Below are 17,595 nucleotides of genomic sequence, written 5' to 3' on the forward strand. Positions count from 1 at the left end.
CACGAGGCCAGCACGAAAGACTTGCCCCATACGGCCAACATACTTGACCGGAAAGGACATTCATTTGATGAATTGACACTATAAGCATGAGCAGATGTCGCTGTATCAGGCTTCCGCCCGGACATGGGAAAGCCTGTAAATGCTCTTAAACTCCCTGTTTAAAGGGAATCTTGTCATCCTCAAGCAGCCTTTCGCGACAATTTCGCCAAACCCCACCCAGCCTGGCAGACACAAAGCAATACATCACCAAGAAAAAAAGCCAACAACGCAGCCAATACATTAACTGCAACATAATTTTGCTCTGCGGAACTGCGCACAGGCTTTTTCCGCTCGGATTTATCGCTATACTGCCCGGCGATAAAGACAAAATGCTGTTTTGTCACAACAAGAATGGATCAGCGTCTCGATGCTCGAATACTCAAGCTCAGATTCCTTCGCGCGGGTGCGCGAAAGTGCTTTCTGGTTGCGCGCCATGGAACAGGCACTGAAACAGTACGGCGTCTCACTGGGCAGCTCCAGCCAGCTGGCTCCCTGGATAACGCTTCCAGTAGGCCAACCTCAGTTCGTCGATCAGGCACTTTGTTCCCACGGCTGGAGCGAAGCCCTGAAAGTCTCGGAAGATCCCCACTTCGCCTTGCGCATGCATCGGGTGTTTGTGCCAACACCATTCGCCACCCTCGCCCTGGCAGCAGCGGCCAGCGAGCATATCGAAGCGGCACTGTCATTGCTGACCCGTTTCTTCAGCCTGTTCAGCATTCAGCTGAAACTGATGTCCGAACCCGATGACGAAGGCATTGCGCTGACACTGCGCCCGATTGGCAGCCCCCACCAGCAGCACGTGGAAGCGGTGATCGGCTATCTGGCCCGCTATTTCAATCGCCTGGATCTGGATGACCTGGGCCTGGTACGCAAGCTGCAGCTGGTGCGCGCAGATGAAGACCCGGAAGGCCAGCGGCGCCTGTTTTCCCGCAACACAGTGGAGTTCGGTGACGACTACCGACTGGTTCTGGATCGCCGCCTGATGCACAAGCCACTCGCCACCTCCAGCCCCTTCATCCTGCCAAGGCTGATCGAGACCCTGGAAGCGATGCAGGCTGTGCTGCCCAGCCACGCGCTGAGCGAACAGGTCAAGCGTCGTATCCATCTGCTACTCGGCTCAGGCGACATCAGCGCAGAACGGGTAGCTGCGCCGCTCAACATCAGTCCGCGCCATCTGCGCAGAAAGCTCAGCCAGGAAGGGACCAGCTACGAGCAACTGGCCGACGACGTGCGCCGCGAAGCCGCCCTCCGCATGATCAGCGACGGCCAGCTTTCGCTTACCAGCATTGCCTACGAGCTGGGCTTTCTGGACCCCAGCAGCTTTACCCGCGCCTTCCGCCGCTGGACCAGTATGAGCCCGACCGCTTATCGGCGCGAGCTGAATCGCAGCGAAGAGAACCCCTGACGCCTGCCTGGGCCGGGCATTGCTCGGGCTCAGGTTCAACACTTACTCAAGTCTGCCACCACCAAAGCGCCCGTACCGCACTCGGCCCGGACGCAAGCCGCCAACGGGCGACGCACTGGCGTAATCCCTCTCATGCTTCCAGACTCTGATGCCAGACCGACCAAGATGTGCGACGCTGTAACAAAGCCCACTCTGCTGCGTCTGATGGTCAACGGACATGAGGAAACAACGTGCGCGACACCCTGCCCTTACTCAATCAGCTGGACTTTCCATCGCTTCGGCGCAGTGCACTCGAAACGCTACAGGTAAATCTGACCTACCGCTGCAACCAGCGTTGCCTGCACTGCCACGTCAACGCCGGACCAACCCGCACCGAGGCCTTGTCGGACGAGCTGATCGAGCTGCTGTGTGACGTCATTGACGCTCACCCGGTCAGCACGCTGGATCTGACCGGCGGGGCGCCGGAGATGCACCCGCAGTTTCGCACTCTGGTAGCCCGCGCCCGTGCAGCGGGGCTTAAGGTGATCGACCGCTGCAATCTGACCATCCTGTCCGAACCCGGCCATGAGGATCTGGCGCAATTCCTTGCCGATTCGGGCGTGTCGATTTCCGCCTCCCTGCCCTGCTATTCGCGCGACAACGTCGACAGTCAGCGCGGCGACGGCGTATTCGAGCGCAGCATCGCCGGGCTCAGGCAGCTGAACGCGCTGGGCTACGGGCAGCCAGACAGCAATCTGGAACTGAATCTGGTCTACAACCCGCAAGGCCCCAGCCTGCCGCCGCCGCAGCAAGCGCTGGAAGCAGACTATAAACAGCACCTGCAGGAAGACTTCGGCATCCAGTTCAACCACCTGCACACCATCACCAACCAGCCGATTGCGCGCTTCGGCAGCACGCTGGTCAGCCGCGGTCAGTTCAACCAGTACATGCAGCTGCTACGCGACAACTTCAGCCCAGGCAACCTGCCCGGTCTGATGTGTCGCAGTACCGTCAGTGTCGACTGGCGCGGCTATTTATACGACTGCGATTTCAACCAGATGCTGGAGCTGCCCATGCCGGTACTGGCGTCGGACCGTCCGCACCTGCGTGATCTGCTCAACGCCGATCTGCCCGACCACCCCATCGCCACCCGCGACCACTGCTTCGCCTGCACCGCCGGACAGGGCTCCAGCTGCGGCGGCGTTCTCAATACAAACTGATCAGGGACAGGATTGCACCACATGACCGCTACCAGCCTTACCGGCCTGTTTTTCTGGGGATTTCTGATCGCCTACGGCGCGCTGATGTACTGGCTGTCGCCGCGCACTGTAACCATTGGCGGCTTCTTCAATGGCGAAGACAGCCAGGGTCGCCAGGCCTCGCCACTGCTGCTGACCACCAGCATCTTTATCAGCTGGATCTTCGCCAAGTCAGTCACCAATGCCGCCAACCTCGGCGCCGAGTTCGGTCTGGTCGGTGGCCTGGCCTACGCCACCTACTGGCTGTCCATCCCGCTCTGCGGGCTGGTGATCTACCGCCTGCGCCGACGTTTTCAGGCAACCAGCCTGGTCAGCTTTCTGACCAGCAACTACGGCCGCGGCGCCGCGCTGGCGTTCTCGGCGGCGATTCTGATTCGCCTGTTCAACGAGGTCTGGAGCAACACCGCCGTAGTCGGCGGCTATTACGGCGACAGCGGCAGCCCGGCGTTTATCGGCGCAGCCCTGCTGTTTACCGCTGTGACACTGGCCTACAGCCTGCGTGGCGGGCTGCGCAGCTCGATCCTGACCGACGCGGCGCAGGCCGCGATCTTCGTCATCGCACTGGTTTGGGTGCTGGGGTTGGTCTTACCGAATCACAGCACCTCCGAGCTGACCAGCACCAGCCACTGGGCGCTTAACGCCGGTGTGGATCTGTTTCTGGTCGCCTGCCTGCAGCTGCTGAGCTACCCCTTTCACGACCCGGTACTGACCGACCGAGGCTTTATCAGCGAAGAGAAATCGATGCTGCGCGCCTTCACCCTGGCTGGCGTGCTGGGCTTCGTTGCCATTCTGGCCTTCAGCCTGATCGGCGTGCACGCCACCCTCGGCGGCATCGAGGCTGGCGGCAACGTACCAGCGGCGCTGGCGAAAAGTCTTGGTGTTGGCGCACTGATCGTGATGACGCTGGTAATGATCTCCGCCGCCGGCTCCACCCTGGACTCGACCTTCTCCAGCCTCGCCCGCCTCAGCGGCCGCGAGTTGCCCGCCCTGCTGCAGAGGGATCTGGGCCAGAAGGCCATCGGCGTCGGCATGGCGACCATGCTGGTGTTCGCCCTGCTCGGCAACCTGCCGATGCTCGCCGGCACCGACATTCTCAAGGCCACCACCATCAGCGGCACCATGGTCATCGGGTTGGCCCCGGTGTTCCTGTTGCACGGCTTCGTGCGGCCCACCCGTCTCGGCTTTCACCTGAGTTTCTGGACCGGTATCGGGCTGGGCGTTGCCCTCACCCTCGGCTGGATTCCGCAGAGCTGGGCCATTGGTGACGGTCGCTACGCGCTGCTGCTGGGCACCAACCTGTACGGACTGATCCTCTGTACCGCCGGCTACCTGTTGCCCGGCATGCTGACCCGGAGAGCCGCATGAGCAAGGGCCGCAGTTGCCCGGCAGACTATCGCCTGCCCGCCGAGACCTTCAGCGCCCCCGCAAGCCTTGCGAGCGAGGTGCTGTACGTGATCGGCGGGCTTTATGGCAACCGTCAGGCGCTGGACGCCATCGAGCGGCGCGTCGCTGGCGAACCCGGCGCCACAGCCGTATTCAATGGTGACGCCCACTGGTTCGACCGCGACCCGGCGGTGTTCAGCGACATAGAGCAACGCCTGCAACGCCACTACCCGCTGCGCGGCAATGTAGAAACCGAACTGGCCCGCGCGGGCGACGACTTTGGTTGCGGCTGCGCCTACCCGGAGCAGACCGACGCCGCCACCGTCGAGCGCTCCAACCGCATTCACCAGCAGCTGCAACAGGCCGTCGACGGCCTGCCCGGCATGGCTGAACAGCTCGGCAACCGCCCCGCCACCCTGATAGCCGAGGTCGCCGGCGAGCGCATCGCCATCACCCACGGCGATGAGCAGTCACTGGCCGGCTGGCAGTGCGATCATGCCCGACTGCAAAGCGCCGAACGCCAGCAGCAACTGGACCACTGGTTCACGAAACGCCGCATCCGTGTGCTGACCTGCAGCCACACCTGCAGCCCGGCCGCCCTGAGCAACGGCGAGTGGGCAGTGATCAACAACGGTGCCGCCGGCATGCCCAACTTCAACAATGGCCGCTATGGCCTGATCACGCGCATCGCGCGCACTGCTTCCGCCGCCGCGCTCTACCGCGCGCAAGTCGGCCCGTTGGTGGTCGAAGCACTGCCCGTCACTTACGATCAGCGCGCCTTTGCCGCTGAGTTCAAACGCCAGTGGCCTGACAACTCACCCGCTGCGCTGTCGTATTGGCAGCGCATCAACCAAGGAACCGACATGACGCCCGAACAGGCCTGCATCAAGGGCTTTACCCTCGCCAACACGCTATGTGCGCTGGAGATGCTGTCATGAACCTGCGTCGTCTGTTGCTGCTGCTCGCCGTGGTCGTGGCGCTGGTCGCGGGCTTCTTTGCCTCGGGTCTGCAGCAGCACCTGAGTCTGGACGCGCTGAAAGCCCAGCAGCAGGTCCTTGACCAGCAGGTAACCAGCCAGCCAATACTCGCCAGCGCCCTGTATGTGGGGCTCTATGTGCTGGTGACGGCGCTGTCGCTGCCCGGCGCCGCGCTGCTGACCCTGATCGGCGGCGCCCTGTTTGGCCTAGGCTGGGGTCTGCTGCTGGTGTCCTTTGCTTCCACCGCCGGCGCCACACTGGCGATGCTGATCAGCCGCTTTCTGCTGCAGGATTGGGTTCAGCAGCGCTTTGGTTCACGACTGGAGCGCATCAACCAGGGCATCGACCGCGAAGGCGCGTTCTATCTGTTTGCACTGCGGCTGGTGCCGGCGTTTCCGTTCTTTCTGATCAACCTGGCAATGGGCCTCACCCGCCTGCCCGCCCGTACCTTCTGGTGGGTCAGCCAGCTCGGCATGTTGCCCGGCACCCTGGTTTACGTAAACGCCGGCCGCGAACTCGGGCAGCTGGACTCACTGGCCGGCATCCTCTCGCCGGGCCTGCTCGGCGCCTTCGTGCTGCTGGGACTGTTCCCACTGATTGCCCGGCGCCTGCTGGACGTGATCAAGGCCCGTCGCGTCTACAAAGGCTGGCAGAAGCCCAAACAGTTCGACCGCAATCTGGTGGTAATTGGTGCTGGCAGCGGCGGACTGGTCAGCGCGTACATTGCCGCAGCGGTCAAGGCCGACGTCAGCCTGATCGAGAAACACGCCATGGGCGGCGATTGCCTCAACACCGGCTGCGTGCCCTCAAAGGCGTTGATCCGCTCGGCAAAACTGGCCGCCGAGGTCCGCAAGGCGCCCGCGTTGGGCTACAGCCACGCCGAAGCAACCGTCGACTTTGCCGCGGTAATGGAACGCGTCCAGCGGGTAATCAAGCAGATCGAGCCACATGATTCGGTCGAGCGCTACACCGACCTCGGCGTCGACGTGATCACCGGTGAGGCGCGCATCACCTCACCCTGGCACGTAGAGGTAAACGGGCGCAGCATCAGCACGCGCAATATCATCATCGCTGCCGGTGCGCGCCCCCTCGTACCGGACTTGCCGGGGCTCGACAGCGTGCCGATGGTTACTTCAGACACCGTCTGGAACCTGCGCGAGCAACCGCGCCGGTTGCTGGTGCTCGGCGGCGGCCCGATCGGCTGCGAGCTGGCACTGGCCTTCCAGCAGCTCGGCTCGCAGGTCATCCAGGTTGAGCGCGGCAACCGCCTGCTACCCCGTGAAGACGCCGACGCCAGCGAACTGGTGATGGTCAGTCTCGGCAGCGCAGGCGTCGATCTGCGCCTGAACCACCAGGCCGAGCGCTTTGAACTGCGCAATGGCGCGCCGACCGTTATCTGCCGCTCTCAGGACAGCGACCATTCGGTAGAAATCGAGTTTGACTGCGTGCTGGTCGCCCTCGGCCGGGTAGCCAACACCCAGGGCTATGGCATCGAAACGCTGGGCCTCGCAGTGCGCGACAACGGCACACTGGATACCAACGAGTATCTCGCCACCCGCTTCCCCAACGTCTTCGCTGTGGGCGATGTAACCGGCCCCTACCAGTTCACCCACGCGGCATCCCATCAGGCCTGGTATGCCGCCGTCAACGCGCTGTTCGGCAGCTTCCGCCGCTTCAAAGTGGATTACCGGGTGCTGCCGCACTGCACCTTTACCGATCCGGAGGTCGCCCGCGTCGGGCTGTCGGAAACCGAAGCGCAAGAGCAAGGGGTGGAATATGAGGTAACCCGCTACGGTATCGACGACCTGGACCGTGCTATTGCCGACGAGGCCGCAGAAGGCTTCGTAAAAGTGTTGACCGAGCCCGGCCGCGACCGCATTCTCGGCGTCACCATCGTCGGCGCCCACGCCGGTGAGCTGATCGCCGAATACGTGCTGGCGATGAAGCACAACCTCGGCCTGAACAAGATCCTCGGCACCGTGCACAGCTACCCAACCCTGAGCGAAGCGAACAAGTACGCCGCCGGCCAATGGAAACGTGCCCATCAGCCGGAGCGCCTGCTGCAGTGGGTCGCACGCTTTCACGCCTGGAGGCGCGGTTGAAGCTGTCGATCATCATGCCGGTGCGCAACGAAGCTGCCGGCATCGTTGCCGCCCTTACGCCGCTGCAACCGCTGCGCGGTGAGCTGGAACTCATTCTGGTCGACGGCGGCAGCAGCGATGGCACCGTGCCCCTTGCCAGGCCGCTGGTGGATCAACTGATCCAGTCTGCGCCGGGCCGGGCAGCCCAGATGAACGCCGGCGCGGCGCCGGCAAAAGGCGATTGGCTGCTGTTTCTGCACGCCGATACCCGCCTGCCCGACGGCTTTATCGATCTGCTGCCAAAACCAGGCAGCCCGCATCGCTGGGGCCGTTTTGACGTCCGGCTCAGCCCCTCCTCGCCACTGCTGGCGGTGGTCGCGTGGATGATGAACTGGCGCTCGCGGCTGACTGCCGTGTGCACCGGTGACCAGGCCATCTTTGTCGAGCGCCGCCTGTTCGACGAGTTGGGCGGCTATGCGCCTATCGCCCTGATGGAAGACATCGAACTGAGCAAACGGCTGCGCCGCCACGACAGGCCGCTGTGCCTGTCCGAACGCCTCACCACCTCCAGCCGGCGCTGGCAGCAGAACGGCACCCTGCGCACCATCGCGCTGATGTGGCAGCTGCGGCTGCGTTACTGGCTGGGGGCAGATCCGCGTGATCTGGCCCGGCGCTACAGCGCTCCCCGTCGTCAACTGTGACCGGTTGTCGGCAGGCACCACAGCACCCCGCACAAGAATCTATGCTGAAAAACAGAACGCCGACCTGCATCACAAAAAGGCACCGTTGCCAGATAACAATGACCGTACTGGCGAACATTTTGCAGGAGTCCAGGTCACAGCCACCACGTGTCCTGCAAGCGAGAAACAGCCATGCAATTTGAATCCGCCTTTCTGCCACTGCTGATCTTCGCCAAGGCGCCCGAACCCGGCCAGGTGAAAACCCGACTGATCCCCGCTCTCGGCGCCACTGGCGCCCGTGATCTCTACCTCAGACTCCTGCAACGCACCCTGACCCAGACCTTCGACTGGCCGGGGCCGCGCTTTCTCTACGCCACCAATCCCGAACACCCGGTGCTGCGCGCACTGGCCAGCGAACACGGCCTTAAGCTGCGGCAGCAGTGCGGCGAAGACCTCGGCGAACGCATGGCCAATGCCATTGCCGAGCATCCCGCTGGAGCCCTGCTGATTGGCAGCGACTGCCCCGACATGGACAGCACGCACGTGCTTGCCGCCTGCCGTGCACTAAATCGGCACGACACCGCGATTATTCCCAGTGAAGACGGCGGTTATGTGCTGATAGGCCAGCGTGAAGCCAATCCAGCCCCCTTTGAGAACATGCACTGGAGTCACGAGCAGGTACTGAACGATACCCGCAAACGCCTTGAAGCAGCCGGCCTGACGCTGTGGGAAGGCCCGGCACTCTGGGATCTGGACACACCCGAGGACCTTGGCCGCCTGCCCAGCGAACTGCAGGACATAACGCGCCCATGTGCGTGACGATTTTGTCTCGCCCGCACTAATAATGCCCACCCTGAGTTATCAGGGTAAGTTATGCATACCTATTGCCATCGACACTACATCGTTCTCCTTTGGCAGCTGTGACTATATGTTCAGCAGCATCACAGCACATACCCACGAACCACCGCCAAAGGATTCAACATGTTTGACCTCAGCCCCCGCGTCCAAGATCTGAAAGCCAAGCTCCAGGGCTTCATGGATGAGCACATTTACCCCAACGAAGCCGTGTTCTACGAGCAGGTAAAACAGAACAAGTGGGGCCATCCGGCGATCCTGGAAGAGCTCAAGGAAAAGGCCCGTGCGCAGGGTCTGTGGAACCTGTTCCTGCCCGAGTCCGAGCGTGGCGCCGGCCTGACCAACGAAGAGTACGCCCACCTGTGTGAAATCATGGGCCGCGTCTCCTTCGCCGGCGAAGTCTTCAACTGCAACGCGCCGGACACCGGCAACATGGAAACCATCGAACGCTACGGCAACGACGAGCAGAAAGAGCAATGGCTCAAGCCCCTGCTGGCCGGTGAAATCCGCTCCTGCTTCTCCATGACTGAGCCGGATGTCGCCTCCTCCGATGCCACCAACATCCAGTGCGAGATCCGCCGCGAAGGTGACGAGTACGTCATCAACGGCACCAAGTGGTGGTCCTCCGGAGCGATGAACGAGCACTGCAAGATCGCGATCGTCATGGGCAAGACCGACCCGAACGCGCCGAAGCACCTGCAACAGAGCATGATTCTGGTGCCGCTGGACACCCCCGGTGTGAAGATCGTGCGCGACCTGCACGTATTCGGCTACGACCACGCCCCGCACGGCCACGCCGAAATCGAATACAACAATGTGCGCGTCCCGGTTTCCAACATCCTGCTGGGTGAAGGTCGCGGCTTCGAAATCGCCCAAGGTCGCCTTGGCCCGGGCCGCATTCACCACTGCATGCGCAGCATCGGTATCGCCGAGCGCGCACTGGAAGCCATGTGCCGCCGCGCCAGCGAGCGCGTTGCCTTCGGCAAGCCGATGTACAAGCTGGGCAGCGTGCCGGAAATGATCGCCCGCTCCCGTTGCGAGATTGATCAGGCCCGCCTGCTGACCCTGCACGCCGCGCGCAGCATGGACAAGTTCGGCAACAAGGTCGCCCGTCAGCAGATCGCCATGATCAAGGCCGTTGCCCCGACCATGGCCTGCAACGTGATCGACCGCGCCATTCAGATCTTCGGCGCCAAGGGCGTGTGCCAGGACACCTTCCTCGCCTCCGCCTACGCCAAAGCCCGCACCCTGCGTCTGGCCGACGGCCCGGACGAAGTGCATCTGAATGCCATCGCCAAAATGGAAATGAGCCAATATCTGTAAGGGCAGCGTCAGGCCGCAAGCTGCAAGCCTCAAGCTGACCGTGCACTGGTTTTATCTTGAGGCTTGAAGCTTGTGGCTCGAGCGAAGCGAGGTTTTATGAGCACATTGTTCGACCTAACCGGTAAAGTCGCCATCATCACCGGTTCGACCAAGGGCATCGGTAAGTCGATTGCGGAGGAATACGCCAAGGCTGGCGCCAAGGTGGTGATTTCCAGCCGCAAGGCTGACGCCTGTCAGCAGGTGGCAGACGAGCTCCGCAGTCAGGGCTTCGACGCTCTGCCGGTTGCCTGTCATGTGGGCGACAAGGCCCAGCTGCAGAATCTGGTTGATCGCACCCTGGAGGCCTTTGGCCGCATCGACGTACTGGTCTGCAACGCGGCCACCAACCCGGTCTATGGCCCGACCCACACAGTCAGTGACGAGGCCTTCGACAAGATCATGGGCACCAACGTCAAGGGCACCTTCTGGCTGTGCAACATGGTCATCCCGCACATGGTCGAGCAAGGCGGCGGTTCCATCGTCCTGCTGTCGAGCATTGCGGGGCTGCGTGCCAGCGCCAATATCGGCGTCTACGGCATGTCCAAGGCGGCGGAAGCAGGCCTGGCCCGCAACCTGTCGCTGGAGTGGGGCCCGCAGGGTATCCGCGTCAACAGCATCGCCCCTGGCCTGATCCGTACCGATTTTGCCCAGGCCCTGCTGGAAGATCCGGACCGCCTGCGCAAGGTGGAAGAGAAGCTGCCGCTGCGCCGCGTAGGCGAGCCGGTGGATATCGCCGGGGTCGCGCTGTTTCTGGCCTCCAGCGCCTCGGCGTACGTTACCGGGCAGACCATCGTCGCCGATGGCGGCGATACCATTGCCTGATAACGTCTGATTCACCTCGCTGTTCAACGCGCCAGGGCTCGCCCTGGCGTGTTATTTTTGCCGACTTGACCCATCAACAACAGGATCTTCAAAGATGAGCGGAGCGACCCTGATTGACGTATTGCCTGCCCACAAGTTCGACGAGGCAAAGCTCGCCAACTACCTGCAGGACTACCTTCCGGGAGCCAACCAGGGCATCAAGGTTCAGCAGTTCCAGGGTGGCCAGTCCAACCCGACATTCCTGCTGGAAATCGCCGGCAAGCGTTACGTACTGCGCAAGAAGCCGCCGGGAAAACTGCTGCCCTCGGCCCACATGGTCGAGCGCGAGTTCCAGGTCATCAACGCCCTGGGCAAGACCGACGTGCCGGTACCGACCGCACGCCTGCTGTGTGAAGACCCCGAGATCATCGGCACAGCGTTCTACGTCATGGATTACGTCGAAGGCCGCGTCTACTCCCAGCCGCTGCTGAGCGAGGTAGCGCAGGAAGAGCGCATGCCGATCTACCAGTCGATGATCGAAACCATGGCCAAGATGCACAACGCCGACTGGAAGGCCATCGGCCTGGAAAGCTATGGCAAGCCCGACAACTACATTGCCCGTCAGGTCAAACGCTGGGGCGGCCAGTTCGAAGCCAGCCGCACCCACGACATGCCGGCGATGGACGCCCTGATGAAGTGGCTGCCGGAGAACATCCCGGCCGACGAAAGCACTACCATCGCCCACGGCGACTTCCGCATCGGCAACCTGATGCTGCACCCGACCGAGTCCAAGGTCGTGTCGATCCTCGACTGGGAGCTGGCAACCCTCGGCCACCCGCTGTCGGATCTGGCCTACTGCTGTCTGCCGTACCACATGCCGGTCAACGTCGACGGCGCCAAGGGCATGGTCGGCGCCGACCTGAAATCCCTCGGCCTGCCGGAAGAGCAGCAACTGCTGGACTGGTACTGCGAATACACCGGCCGTAGCGGCGTGCCGAACTGGAACTACTACATCGCCTTCTCGCTGTTCCGTTTGGCCGCCATTGTGCAGGGTGTTTACCACCGCGCACTGCAAGGCAACGCCAGCAACGCCGACGCTCTGGAAGTCGGCAAACGCGCCAGCCTGCTGGCTGAGCGTGGCTGGGAAATCGCCCAGAAGTAGGACCAAGCGGGGCAGCTCAAGCTGCCCCGTTGCACATTCAAGCCCCACCCGTTTCGAACAATGAGGATTGCCAATGAGCAAACCCGTCAAACGCGTACTGCTGACCAACGACGATGGCTGGCGCGGCCCGGGCCTGCAAGTGCTCGAAGAAATTGCCAACGAGATCGCCGAGGAAGTGTGGATCGTCTCGCCCGATCTGGACCAGAGCGGCGTGTCCATGTCTATCTCCGTCCACCACCCGCTGCGCGTTCACCAGTTTGAAGAACGCCGGTTCAGCGTCAGTGGCACTCCCAGCGACTGCGTCCTGCTCGGCGTTGCCGAATTGCTGCCGGTCAAACCCGATCTGGTGCTGTCCGGCGTCAACAACGGCGCCAACATCAGCGATTCGGTCGCCTACTCCGGCACTATCGGCGGCGCGCTGACCGGCACCCTGCTGGGCATTCCGTCCATTGCCCTCAGCCAGGCCTACATCCCCGGCAACGACGTATATTGGGAAACCTCCCGCCAGTACGGGGCCAACCTGGTGCGCCAACTGCTGGACGCCGGCTGGCCGGAAGACTGCGCCATGAACATCAACTTCCCGGCTCGCCCGCCGGAAGACGTCCGCGGTGTCGCCATCTGCCGCCCGCAACGCGGCAGCATCGGCGGCGTCAACATCGAGCGTCGGGAAGACACCCGCGGTGTGCCCTACTACTGGCTCGGCTTCCAGCGCCAGACCGACCGCATCACCGGCCGCCAGACCGACGTCGGTGCCCTGCGCGACGGCCTGATCGCCCTGTCCCCGGTACGCTTTGAACGCGACATCGCCAGCAGCTGGCAAGTCGACACCAGCGACATGGCCGACCAGTTGGGTATCGATCAGAACGGCGACAACAATACCGCGGCGGATGATCCGAGTATTAGTCATTAACGCAGCTGCAAGCTGCAAGGCGGATGGCCGCCCCCTGCAAGCTGCAAGCTGCAAGCTGCAAGCTGCAAGCTGCAAGCTGCAACAGGGTGCGCTGTGCGACAGGCCAGTCAATTGTTTTCACCGCCTGTAACGCGCCTGTTGGACTTTGAGACAACCCGCGCAGGTCAACACCGCGCCAGCTTTGCTTGCAGCTTGCCGCTTGTGGCTTGCCGCTTTCGCCCCAAAGGAGTTTGAAATGCAACGCTTCGAGAACAGAATCGCCCTGATCACCGGCGCCGGCAGCGGCATCGGCCGTGCCACCGCCAAACGTCTGGCCAGCGAAGGCGCGCGCCTGATGCTGGTGGACCGCAACGCCGAAGGTCTGGAGCAGACCATCAAGGAACTGCCCGCTGGCACCGAGGTACTGCAGCGCGCACTGGATGTCAGCGACGAAGCCGCCGTTGAGCAGTGCGTCGCCGACACCATCGCCCACTACGGCCGCCTGGACGTGCTGTGCAACAACGCCGGTATCGCCGGTGGTGACTACAGCATCGCCACCGATCAGAGCCTGGAAACCTGGCAGAAGATCATCAACGTCAACCTGTTCGGCGTCATGCTGTTCACCAAGTACGCCTCGCGCCAGATGCGCGAGCAGAACAGCGGCGCCATCGTCAACACTGCCTCCGTGGCAGGCATTCGCTCTGGTGCTGGTGGCAACGCCTACAGCGCGTCCAAGGCTGGCGTAATCAACTTCACCATGACCGCCGCCTGCGACCTCGGCCAGTTCAACATTCGCGTCAACGCCGTGTGCCCCGGCCTGATTGAAACCGGCATGACCGCGCCGGTGTTCAAGTACGCCCGCGAAAACAACAAGGAAGACAAGCTCGGTACCCGCTGCGAGCTGCGCCGCTACGGCCGCCCGGAAGAGATCGCCGGCGCCATCGCCTTCCTCGCCAGCGACGACGCCAGCTTCGTTACCGGCCAGGCACTGGCCGTCGACGGCGGCAACACCGCCTCGCTCAACCTGCCGGGCATGAAGTTCTGATGAACGCCGGGTGGTCGCGTTGGGTCGTCGGTGACCCAACGCTGGCCGAGCCGCTGCTGGAGGCACTGCGCGCCGAACTGGCGCCTGTGCCTGCCGGTGAAGCGGTACTGCAAAAGCTCGAATCAGGCGACCTGCACTGCCAACTGATTCTGTACTTCTCTCCCGGCCTGCAAACCATTGCAAGTCGTCATGGCGCAGCCCCCTGCCCTCCCCCTGACTCGAACGGTCTGAGTCTTCTGCTTGGGGACGGCTCCCTGATTCAGTCTCAGGGTTGAGCAAACACCCGTTGCTCCCGCATCATGGCCGGACACCTTAACTACCGGTCTGCCCATGCCGTCTTACCCAGCCCTACCATTCAATCCGGACTGCCGCCATGCAAGGCCTGCTTGACCTCACCGCGCCCGCGTCAGCGGCAAGGCAGCAGATCGGCCCCGATGCCTGGCTGCTGAAAGGCTTTGCGCTGAATGACGCCGACGCCCTGCTGGCAGCCATTGAACAGATCGCCGCACAGGCGCCCTTTCGCCACCAGGTCACCCCCGGCGGCTATCAGATGTCCGCCGCCATGAGCAGCTGCGGCGCCTATGGCTGGGTCACCGATCGCCACGGCTACCGCTACAGCCCGCAAGACCCGCAAACCAACCAGCCCTGGCCCGCCATGCCCGCGCTGTTCGCAGAACTGGCCGAGCGCGCCGCGCAAAACGCCGGCTTCGCCCACTTCGCCCCGGAAGCCTGCCTGATCAACCGCTATGAAACCGGCGCCCGCATGGGCCTACACCAGGACAAGGACGAACAGGACTTCACCGCCCCCATCGTCTCCATCTCCCTCGGCGCCCCCATCACCTTCCTGTTCGGCGGCCCCAACCGCAGCGACCCGACCAGTCGCTGGCTGCTCGAGCACGGTGATGTGGTGGTCTGGGGCGGCGTCAGTCGACTGTACTTCCACGGTGTCGCACCGCTGGGCAAAAAGGCCAGCCACCCCGCCACCGGCGCGGTGCGATATAACCTGACGTTCAGGAAGGTGCGCTGACAGACGGGCTGGGTGGTTCGTGTGTGCAGGTACGGGCCTTTCCTGACACACACTCAGGCCGGTCTGGACTCACCACATCCCGGGCCAGGCATCACTCTCCCTGCCCCTCAGCCTCCCAGCCAAGCTCACCACGGGTAATGGACATCAGTTGCTCACGCAGGGTTTTCGTGGCGCTGGCGGGCAGACGCACCTGCAGCCGCACGGCCTGGCCATGACTGACCTCAAGCAGCTCACCACCCAGCTCGGCAATCAGGTTGCGGGCGACGCCTTCGTGGGCGTAGGCCAGTTCGCAGTTCAGCGTCTGGCTGGAGATGTGTTCGATCTTCTCGGCCTGCAGCAGCGCCTGGGCGACCGCATCGGTATAGGCGCGCACCAGTCCGCCGGCGCCAAGCTTTACGCCGCCGAAATAGCGCACGACCGTTGCCAGCACGCCGTCGAGCTGCTGATGGCGCAGTACGTCCAGCATGGGGCGCCCTGCTGTTCCCGACGGCTCGCCGTCGTCCACTGCTGCGCTATGACCGCCCGCCAGCAGTGCCCAGCACACATGCCCACAGCCGGGGTGTTCGGCGCGCAGGGCATCTACCCGCGCCTGCGCTGCAGCACGGTCGGCGATGGGCTCAACGCAGGCAAGGAAACGGCTTTTGCGGATTTCCAGCGAACTGGTGACGGGATGGGCAAGGCTGTACATCGCGCAAGGATACCTCGACACCGACAGAACAGTCAGCGCCCGCACTTCTGGCAGCCACAAAAAACCGGGCCAAGGCCCGGCTTTTCGTCACACCTGCGGGATCAGAAACAATCCAGCGGCATATCCAGCGTGGTGCGATCCGCGCTGCGCAGCACGTCTGCCAGTGCCATCGGCTTGGGCAGTTCGTAACGCAGGAAGTAATCGCAGGCGGTGAGCTTGCCCTGATAGAAGCTCGCCGGGCGCTCGCCGCCGTTCTGCAGGCCACGCAGGGCAGCCTGGGCCTGACGCAGCCAGAGCCAGCCAACGACCAGATGACCGAAGCACTCCATGTACAGGTAGGCGTTGGCGAGGGCGCGATCCGGGTCGCTCTTCTTCATCGCCTGCAGCGCATCGGTGATGCCTTCGACGGTGTTCAGCGCAGTGCTCAGCAGCTCGGCATTGGCTTTCAGCTCGGCGACGCTGGCGCACTCGCTCAGGGTGGCGCGGATGCGGGTCAGCAGGCTTTGGTAGAACCGGCCACCGGCCATGCTCACCTTGCGGCCCAGCAGATCCTGCCCCTGAATACCGTGGGTGCCTTCGTGGATCGGGTTCAGGCGGTTGTCGCGATAGAACTGCTCGACCGGGTATTCGCGGGTGTAGCCGTAGCCACCGTGCACCTGAATCGCCAGGCTGTTGGCTTCCAGACAGAACTGCGACGGCCAGGATTTGACGATCGGTGTGAGCAGGTCGAGCAAACCAGCGGCCTCTTCGCGCGCTGCGGCATCCGGTGCGTGCTTCTTCTCGTCAACCAGGGTCGAGGAGAACAGGCACAGCGACAGACCACCCTCAACGAAGGCTTTCTGCGCCAGCAGCAGACGACGAATGTCGGCGTGCTGCACCAGCGGGATCATTGGGGTTGCCGGATCACGCTCGGCCAGACCACGCCCCTGGGTACGCTCGCGGGCGTATTCCAGCGCGTGCAGGTAGCCGGTGTAGCCCAGCATGACCGAACCCAGACCTACGCCGATGCGGGCCTCGTTCATCATGTGGAACATGCCGGCCAGACCGTTGTGCGGCTCGCCGACCAGGTAGCCGACCGCCCCGCCCTTCTCACCGAAGTTGAGCATGGTGGAGGTGGTGCCGCGGTAACCCATCTTGTGGATCAGACCGGCCAGTTGAACGTCGTTGCGCTCGCCGAGGCTGCCGTCGTCGTTGACCAGGAACTTGGGCACGATAAACAGCGAGATGCCCTTGGCACCGGGCGGTGCGTCGGGCAGCTTGGCCAGCACCAGGTGCACGATGTTCTCGCTCAGCTCGTGGTCACCGGCGGAGATAAAGATCTTGTTGCCACTGATGCGGTAGGTGCCGTCGTCCTGCGGGATCGCGCGGGACTTGATGTCACCCAGCGAGGAGCCGGCGTGCGGCTCGGTCAGGCACATGGTGCCGAAGAAGCGGCCGGCCATCATCGGCTCGGCGTAACGCTGCTTCTGCTCGTCGGTGCCGTGGGCCATGATCAGGTTGCAAGCAGCGATGGTCAGACCGGCGTAGGCCTGGGTGCTGACGTTGGCGCCCTTGATCAGTCCGATACAGGTCTGGGCAACAGCCGCCGGCAGCTGCATGCCGCCACGCTCGTAATCCTGCGAGGCAGCCATCAGGCCGGTATCACGCAGCACGGCCAGCGCCTCGGAGACTTCCGGGCGAATCACAACCTTGCCATTCTCGAAGCGCGGCTCGTCTTCATCGCACAGGCGGTTGTGCGGTGCAAAGGTCTCGCTCGCGACCTTCAGCGCCAGCTCGATGGCGGCATCAAAGGTATCGCGGCTGTGGTCTTCGTAACGCGGGAATTGGGTAAAGCGCTCGATATCCAGCATTTCATAGAGCAGAAACGCCAGATCGTCGGTATTGATGATTTTCTGGGACACGGAAAATTCCTCTGGAATTTTTAGCTACAAGCGCCAAGCCTCAAGCGGCAAGCCAAGCCCGA

General features: G+C 63.0%; 16 protein-coding genes. 14 read left to right on the forward strand and 2 right to left on the reverse strand.

Translation table 11 applies throughout. From position 1 onward, the window contains the following. Positions 1-472: 472 nt before the first annotated feature. The 14 genes from ACZ5WQ_RS07730 to alkB all read left to right on the forward strand — a co-directional run bounded on the left by ACZ5WQ_RS07730 (position 473) and on the right by alkB (position 14,944). Positions 473-1,444 carry a helix-turn-helix transcriptional regulator gene (locus ACZ5WQ_RS07730; RefSeq protein ID WP_464383511.1) on the forward strand — a complete coding sequence of 324 codons (972 nt, stop codon included), beginning with the start codon at positions 473-475 and terminating at the stop codon, positions 1,442-1,444. 230 nt (positions 1,445-1,674) lie between these two features. Beyond that, positions 1,675-2,643, forward strand: coding sequence for an arsenosugar biosynthesis radical SAM (seleno)protein ArsS (gene arsS / locus ACZ5WQ_RS07735; protein WP_464383512.1), 969 nt, complete (start codon positions 1,675-1,677; stop codon positions 2,641-2,643). Between the two features lie 21 nt (positions 2,644-2,664). Further along, a complete protein-coding gene (locus ACZ5WQ_RS07740; RefSeq protein ID WP_464383513.1) occupies positions 2,665-4,047 on the forward strand; it encodes a sodium:solute symporter in 1,383 nt (460 codons plus the stop codon). Continuing rightward, positions 4,044-5,003, forward strand: coding sequence for a hypothetical protein (locus ACZ5WQ_RS07745; protein WP_464383514.1), 960 nt, complete (start codon positions 4,044-4,046; stop codon positions 5,001-5,003). Before ACZ5WQ_RS07740 ends, ACZ5WQ_RS07745 begins: the two co-directional genes overlap by 4 nt. Further along, positions 5,000-7,144 carry an FAD-dependent oxidoreductase gene (locus tag ACZ5WQ_RS07750; protein ID WP_464383515.1) on the forward strand — a complete coding sequence of 715 codons (2,145 nt, stop codon included), beginning with the start codon at positions 5,000-5,002 and terminating at the stop codon, positions 7,142-7,144. Before ACZ5WQ_RS07745 ends, ACZ5WQ_RS07750 begins: the two co-directional genes overlap by 4 nt. After that, positions 7,108-7,824, forward strand: a complete 717-nt coding sequence (locus tag ACZ5WQ_RS07755) for a TIGR04283 family arsenosugar biosynthesis glycosyltransferase (protein ID WP_464383516.1) — start codon at positions 7,108-7,110, stop codon at positions 7,822-7,824. Before ACZ5WQ_RS07750 ends, ACZ5WQ_RS07755 begins: the two co-directional genes overlap by 37 nt. Positions 7,825-7,995: 171 nt before the next feature. Continuing rightward, on the forward strand, positions 7,996-8,622 hold the full coding sequence (locus ACZ5WQ_RS07760; protein ID WP_464383517.1) for a TIGR04282 family arsenosugar biosynthesis glycosyltransferase: 627 nt from the start codon (positions 7,996-7,998) through the stop codon (positions 8,620-8,622). A gap of 162 nt (positions 8,623-8,784) precedes the next feature. Further along, the gene (locus tag ACZ5WQ_RS07765) at positions 8,785-9,981 is read left to right on the forward strand and encodes an acyl-CoA dehydrogenase family protein (protein ID WP_233048211.1); all 1,197 of its coding nucleotides are present in this window, start codon (positions 8,785-8,787) and stop codon (positions 9,979-9,981) included. 96 nt (positions 9,982-10,077) lie between these two features. Next, positions 10,078-10,842 (forward strand): SDR family NAD(P)-dependent oxidoreductase, encoded by a 765-nt coding sequence (locus ACZ5WQ_RS07770; protein WP_096003699.1) that lies wholly within the window; start codon positions 10,078-10,080, stop codon positions 10,840-10,842. A gap of 94 nt (positions 10,843-10,936) precedes the next feature. Continuing rightward, positions 10,937-11,983 carry a phosphotransferase gene (locus tag ACZ5WQ_RS07775; protein WP_464383518.1) on the forward strand — a complete coding sequence of 349 codons (1,047 nt, stop codon included), beginning with the start codon at positions 10,937-10,939 and terminating at the stop codon, positions 11,981-11,983. 73 nt (positions 11,984-12,056) lie between these two features. Then, the gene (gene surE / locus ACZ5WQ_RS07780) at positions 12,057-12,893 is read left to right on the forward strand and encodes a 5'/3'-nucleotidase SurE (protein WP_335599212.1); all 837 of its coding nucleotides are present in this window, start codon (positions 12,057-12,059) and stop codon (positions 12,891-12,893) included. Positions 12,894-13,128: 235 nt separating this feature from the next. Further along, a complete protein-coding gene (locus ACZ5WQ_RS07785) occupies positions 13,129-13,917 on the forward strand; it encodes an SDR family NAD(P)-dependent oxidoreductase (protein WP_233048214.1) in 789 nt (262 codons plus the stop codon). After that, on the forward strand, positions 13,917-14,192 hold the full coding sequence (locus tag ACZ5WQ_RS07790; protein ID WP_464383519.1) for a hypothetical protein: 276 nt from the start codon (positions 13,917-13,919) through the stop codon (positions 14,190-14,192). Before ACZ5WQ_RS07785 ends, ACZ5WQ_RS07790 begins: the two co-directional genes overlap by 1 nt. A gap of 98 nt (positions 14,193-14,290) precedes the next feature. Next, positions 14,291-14,944, forward strand: a complete 654-nt coding sequence (gene alkB, locus ACZ5WQ_RS07795) for a DNA oxidative demethylase AlkB (protein ID WP_464383520.1) — start codon at positions 14,291-14,293, stop codon at positions 14,942-14,944. Between the two features lie 91 nt (positions 14,945-15,035). On the opposite strand, the gene ACZ5WQ_RS07800 is transcribed toward alkB, so the two are convergent. Both ACZ5WQ_RS07800 and ACZ5WQ_RS07805 read right to left on the reverse strand, forming a co-directional pair. Beyond that, a complete protein-coding gene (locus ACZ5WQ_RS07800; RefSeq protein WP_464383521.1) occupies positions 15,036-15,632 on the reverse strand; it encodes an IMPACT family protein in 597 nt (198 codons plus the stop codon). Positions 15,633-15,733: 101 nt separating this feature from the next. Further along, positions 15,734-17,533, reverse strand: a complete 1,800-nt coding sequence (locus tag ACZ5WQ_RS07805) for an acyl-CoA dehydrogenase (protein ID WP_269687046.1) — start codon at positions 17,531-17,533, stop codon at positions 15,734-15,736. Positions 17,534-17,595 lie beyond the last annotated feature (62 nt).

The sequence above is a fragment of the Halopseudomonas sp. T1L2 genome, from assembly GCF_055397385.1.

Coding starts and splice junctions, on each gene's coding strand:
- ACZ5WQ_RS07730 (WP_464383511.1), top strand. CDS start 473: ATGGAACAGGCACTGAAACAGTACGGCGTCTCACTGGGCAGCTCCAGC.
- ACZ5WQ_RS07740 (WP_464383513.1), top strand. CDS start 2,665: ATGACCGCTACCAGCCTTACCGGCCTGTTTTTCTGGGGATTTCTGATC.
- ACZ5WQ_RS07745 (WP_464383514.1), top strand. CDS start 4,044: ATGAGCAAGGGCCGCAGTTGCCCGGCAGACTATCGCCTGCCCGCCGAG.
- ACZ5WQ_RS07750 (WP_464383515.1), top strand. CDS start 5,000: ATGAACCTGCGTCGTCTGTTGCTGCTGCTCGCCGTGGTCGTGGCGCTG.
- ACZ5WQ_RS07760 (WP_464383517.1), top strand. CDS start 7,996: ATGCAATTTGAATCCGCCTTTCTGCCACTGCTGATCTTCGCCAAGGCG.
- ACZ5WQ_RS07765 (WP_233048211.1), top strand. CDS start 8,785: ATGTTTGACCTCAGCCCCCGCGTCCAAGATCTGAAAGCCAAGCTCCAG.
- ACZ5WQ_RS07770 (WP_096003699.1), top strand. CDS start 10,078: ATGAGCACATTGTTCGACCTAACCGGTAAAGTCGCCATCATCACCGGT.
- ACZ5WQ_RS07775 (WP_464383518.1), top strand. CDS start 10,937: ATGAGCGGAGCGACCCTGATTGACGTATTGCCTGCCCACAAGTTCGAC.
- surE (WP_335599212.1), top strand. CDS start 12,057: ATGAGCAAACCCGTCAAACGCGTACTGCTGACCAACGACGATGGCTGG.
- ACZ5WQ_RS07785 (WP_233048214.1), top strand. CDS start 13,129: ATGCAACGCTTCGAGAACAGAATCGCCCTGATCACCGGCGCCGGCAGC.
- ACZ5WQ_RS07790 (WP_464383519.1), top strand. CDS start 13,917: ATGAACGCCGGGTGGTCGCGTTGGGTCGTCGGTGACCCAACGCTGGCC.
- alkB (WP_464383520.1), top strand. CDS start 14,291: ATGCAAGGCCTGCTTGACCTCACCGCGCCCGCGTCAGCGGCAAGGCAG.
- ACZ5WQ_RS07800 (WP_464383521.1), bottom strand. CDS start 15,632: ATGTACAGCCTTGCCCATCCCGTCACCAGTTCGCTGGAAATCCGCAAA.